Source organism: Bacillus haikouensis (assembly GCF_013179555.1).
GTDB lineage: Bacteria > Bacillota > Bacilli > Bacillales > Bacillaceae_B > Rossellomorea > Rossellomorea haikouensis_A.
Map to the genome: position 1 here is coordinate 1 of NZ_JABMCR010000301.1, position 4608 is coordinate 4608.

Genomic DNA, 4608 nt, shown 5'->3' on the forward strand with positions numbered 1-4608 from the left:
TCAGGGCAAAATCCGGTCGAATGGAAGAAATATAGGAAACTGGGCATATTCCTGATTCTCCTCCTCTTTGCTATCCTGCTTCTTTTCACAAGCATCTATATTGTGAAAGAAAGTGAATACAAAGTGGTGAGACAGTTTGGTGAGGTCGTCAGAATCGATAAGGAGCCCGGCTTGAAGGTGAAAATTCCTTTCATTCAATCAGTCACCACCTTACCGAAACATCAAATGACATACGATGTGACAGAAGCGGAAATCAATACGAAGGATAAAAAACGAATCCTGATCGATAATTTTGCTGTATGGAGCATTGAAGATCCACTGAAGATGATCAAAAATGCAAGGACGGTAGTGAATGCGGAAACAAAGATGGAGGAGTTCATTTATTCGGTTGTCCGCGCAGAACTCGGCCGGTTGAATTATGATCAAATCATCAATGATGAGAAATCCTCGCGAGGGAGCTTGAACGATCAAATCACCACAAAAGTGAATGAACTGCTCGCTCAAGATGAATATGGGATTGTCGTTAAGGACGTCCGGATGAAGCGGACGGATCTTCCTCAGGCGAATGAGAATTCCGTTTATACACGTATGATATCAGAACGTGAATCAAAAGCTCAGGAATATCTTTCGATGGGAGACGCCGAGAAACAGAGGATCACGGCCGATACAGACAGGGAAGTGAAGGAGCTTCTTGCAAAGGCAAGTGCTGACGCAAATGTCATTCGTGCCGAAGGGGAATCCGAAGCAGCAAAGGTTTACAATAACTCTTTCTCTAAAGATCCCGATTTCTATGATCTTTTCAAAACACTGGAAACGTATAAGAAGACGGTAGATGAAAAAACAGTCATCATCCTGCCTTCAGATTCACCGTATGCCAGATTGCTGATGGGTTACACGGAATAAACAATCAATAAGCTCTTCCGGCTTGGAGTCCTCTCCGTGGAAGGGCTTGTTTTGTATCCTGGGGCAGCCGCCTCTTTTTCCTTTCTCCCCAAGGCATGATAGAATAAAAGAGGATGACATAGAAGTATTCGGCCATTATATAATCCGGCATAATAAATACATTAAATCGTATTCTACCCTTTTTGAGGAGGTTTTTTTATGACGAAAAAGTTAGTATTGATCGACGGGAACAGTATTGCATACCGGGCATTTTTTGCCCTGCCCTTACTGAATAATGACAAGGGTGTACATACAAACGCAGTATACGGATTCACCACTATGCTGCAAAAGATCTTGGAAGACGAAAAACCGACTCATATGCTGGTTGCCTTTGATGCAGGAAAAACGACATTCAGGCATAAGACATATAAAGAATACAAAGGCGGCAGACAAAAGACCCCGCCTGAGCTGTCAGAACAATTTCCTTATATCAGGGAGCTTCTTGATGCTTATGGCATCAAACGCTATGAAAAGGAAAATTACGAAGCCGACGATATCATCGGGACACTATCACTCCAAGCCGAATCAGACGGCTATGAAGTGAAAATCTTTTCCGGTGACAAGGACTTGACCCAGCTGAGCACCGATAAAACGACGGTCTGCATCACTCGGAAAGGAATCACTGACCTCGAAGTATATACGCCTGATCATATCAAGGAAAAGTGGGAAATTTCACCCGATCAGATCATTGATATGAAAGGGTTGATGGGAGATAGCTCAGATAATATCCCGGGGGTACCCGGAGTCGGGGAAAAGACTGCAATCAAGCTGCTGAAAGAATTTGTGACGGTTGAAAGGCTTCTTGAATCCATTGATCAGGTCAGCGGAAAAAAGCTAAAGGAAAAACTTGAGGACAATAAAGAATCAGCGATAATGAGTAAAGAACTGGCTACCATCCTGAGAGAAGCCCCGCTTGAAATCAAAGTGGACGAACTGGACTATGACGGCATGGATGCAGCCAAGCTGAAAGAAGTGTTCAAGGATCTCGGCTTTAATTCCCTGCTTGAAAAGATGGGGGATTCTCCTCAGGAAGAAACGAAGGAACTTGAAGAAATCTCCTACGAAACACTGCAAAAGGTAGAAGCGATACACCTTACAAATGAGACTTCTTTATATATTGAAATGCTTGAAGAAAACTACCATACTGGATCCATCATCGGACTGAGTATGCATAATGGAGAAGGCACGTTCTGCTTCACGCTCGAGACAGCAATCGAATCCGAAGACTTTAAGAAATGGGCAGAGGATGAAGTGAACATTAAGTATGTGTATGATTCAAAGCAGGCGGTCGTATCATTAAAAAGGTATGGAATTGATATCAAGGGGATTCAATTTGATTTATCATTGACCTCCTATATCCTGAATCCATCTTCTTCGGGTGATGATTTTGCTGCGATTGCGCAGGCCCATGGTCTTCCGGAAGTGGATACCGATGAAGCGGTATACGGAAAAGGGGCCAAACAAAAAGTTCCTTCCGAGGATGCCCTTTCGGAACATCTGGCCAGAAAAGCAGCAGCCCTGCATCAACTGAAAGCTCTGTGTATGAAAGAGCTTGAGGATAATGGTCAATTGGAATTGATCGAGGAGCTGGAGCTGCCGCTTGCCCTGATCCTTGCTGAAATGGAGCATACTGGTGTAAAAGTCGATCAGCAGCGTCTGCTTGATATGAAAGAAGAACTTGGAAAACGGATTGAAGAGCTTGAGAAGAACATACACGAACTGGCAGGTGAAAGCTTTAATATCAATTCGCCAAAGCAGCTCGGAGTCATCCTGTTTGAAAAATTGGGGCTTCCTGTAGTGAAAAAGACGAAAACGGGGTATTCAACTTCAGCAGATGTACTTGAAAAGCTTCAGTCCAAACATGACATCATCGATCACATCCTGCATTACCGTCAGTTAGGGAAGCTTCAATCCACTTATTTAGAAGGCCTGTTAAAAGTGGTTCATAAAGATTCAAGCAAGATTCATACACGGTTCAACCAGGCATTGACACAGACAGGGCGTTTGAGCTCCATTGACCCGAATCTGCAGAATATCCCGATCCGGCTTGAGGAAGGGAGAAAAATCCGACAGGCTTTCATTCCATCTGAAAAAGGCTGGGTGATGTTTGCTGCCGACTATTCACAAATCGAGCTTAGGGTCCTGGCTCATATTGCAGGAGATGAAAAATTGGTCGAAGCTTTCCGGAATGATATGGATATCCATACGAAAACGGCAATGGATGTGTTCGGCGTTTCAAAAGATGAAGTCTCATCCAATATGAGAAGGCATGCGAAAGCGGTCAATTTCGGAATTGTCTATGGAATCAGTGATTATGGACTTTCACAGAGTCTTGACATCACCCGTAAGGAAGCGGGTGAGTTCATCAGGAAATACCTGGAGAGCTTCCCGGGAGTGAAAGAGTACATGGATGATATCGTTCAGGAAGCTAAACAGAAAGGGTATGTGACGACACTGCTCAACCGTCGACGCTACCTTCCTGAAATAACCAGCAGAAACTTCAATCTTAGAAGCTTTGCCGAGCGGACGGCCATGAATACACCGATTCAGGGGAGTGCAGCTGATATCATCAAAAAAGCAATGATCGATATGGCTTTAAGGCTAAAAGAAGAAAAGCTTCAATCACGCTTATTGCTGCAAGTGCATGATGAATTGATTTTTGAAGCTCCTGAAGAAGAAATTGAAACATTGAAGAAAATCGTACCTGATGTGATGGAAAACGCGATGGAACTGGATGTTCCATTAAAAGTCGATTATTCATTCGGTCCTACCTGGTACGATGCCAAATAACGATAGGACGAGGAGGTGCCTGCATGCCTGAACTTCCTGAAGTCGAAACGGTCCGAAAGACACTTGAGCTTCTTGTAATCGGAAAGAAGATAAAAGAAGTCTCTGTCTTCTGGCCAAAGATGATCAAGCATCCTGATGAGACCCTTGAATTCATTCATGGTCTGCAAGGACAGGAAATTCTTGAAATGAGGAGGAGAGGGAAATTCCTGATCTTCTATATGAACGACGTATCCCTTGTATCCCATCTGAGAATGGAAGGCAAATATGGGGTGTATGAGAGCAGTGAGCCCATTGAAAAACATACACATGTTATTTTTCATTTTACTGACGGTACAGAGCTCAGATATCGGGATGTCCGCAAGTTCGGAACGATGCATCTTTTCAAAAAAGGTGAAGAAGTTCTGCATCGCCCGCTGATCGGATTGGGAGCCGAACCATTTGACAAAGAATTCACCCCAGCGTACCTGCAAAAGAAACTCAGTCGTACCGAACGGATTGTAAAAGCTGCCTTGCTCGACCAATCAGTCATGGTTGGACTTGGGAACATTTATGTGGATGAGGCATTATTCCGTGCGGGGATCCACCCAGACCGTAAAGCGAAATCGCTTAAGAAGAACGAGGTCATCATCCTGCACAAATACATTATTGAAACATTGAAAGAGGCTGTCGAGATGGGGGGCAGTACGATCAGGTCCTACGTGAATTCACAGGGACAAATGGGAATGTTCCAGCAGAACCTGTATGTATACAGCCGGAAAGATGAGGACTGCAGGATATGCGGGAAACCAATCGAGAAAAAGGTATCGGCAGGAAGGGGGACCCATTATTGTCCCCGCTGCCAGAAATTATGAACGAGCCTGAACACATTTAACATCT

Annotated in this window: 3 protein-coding genes; all 3 read left to right on the top strand. The window is 44.1% G+C overall.

Translation table 11 applies throughout. From position 1 onward, the window contains the following. Positions 1-903 (top strand): protease modulator HflC (hflC, locus tag HP456_RS20170; RefSeq protein WP_172254429.1); only part of this gene is annotated, 903 nt, incomplete at its 5' end. Between the two features lie 198 nt (positions 904-1101). Further along, entirely contained in the window at positions 1102-3732 is a 2631-nt protein-coding gene (polA, locus tag HP456_RS20175) for a DNA polymerase I (RefSeq protein ID WP_172254431.1), read from the top strand. 23 nt (positions 3733-3755) lie between these two features. Next, positions 3756-4583, top strand: coding sequence for a DNA-formamidopyrimidine glycosylase (mutM, locus tag HP456_RS20180; RefSeq protein ID WP_172254433.1), 828 nt, complete (start codon positions 3756-3758; stop codon positions 4581-4583). Positions 4584-4608: the final 25 nt, after the last annotated feature.

Bases quoted from the DNA above. Each gene is read 5' to 3' on its own strand.
- polA (WP_172254431.1), top strand. From the start codon at position 1,102: ATGACGAAAAAGTTAGTATTGATCGACGGGAACAGTATTGCATACCGG.
- mutM (WP_172254433.1), top strand. From the start codon at position 3,756: ATGCCTGAACTTCCTGAAGTCGAAACGGTCCGAAAGACACTTGAGCTT.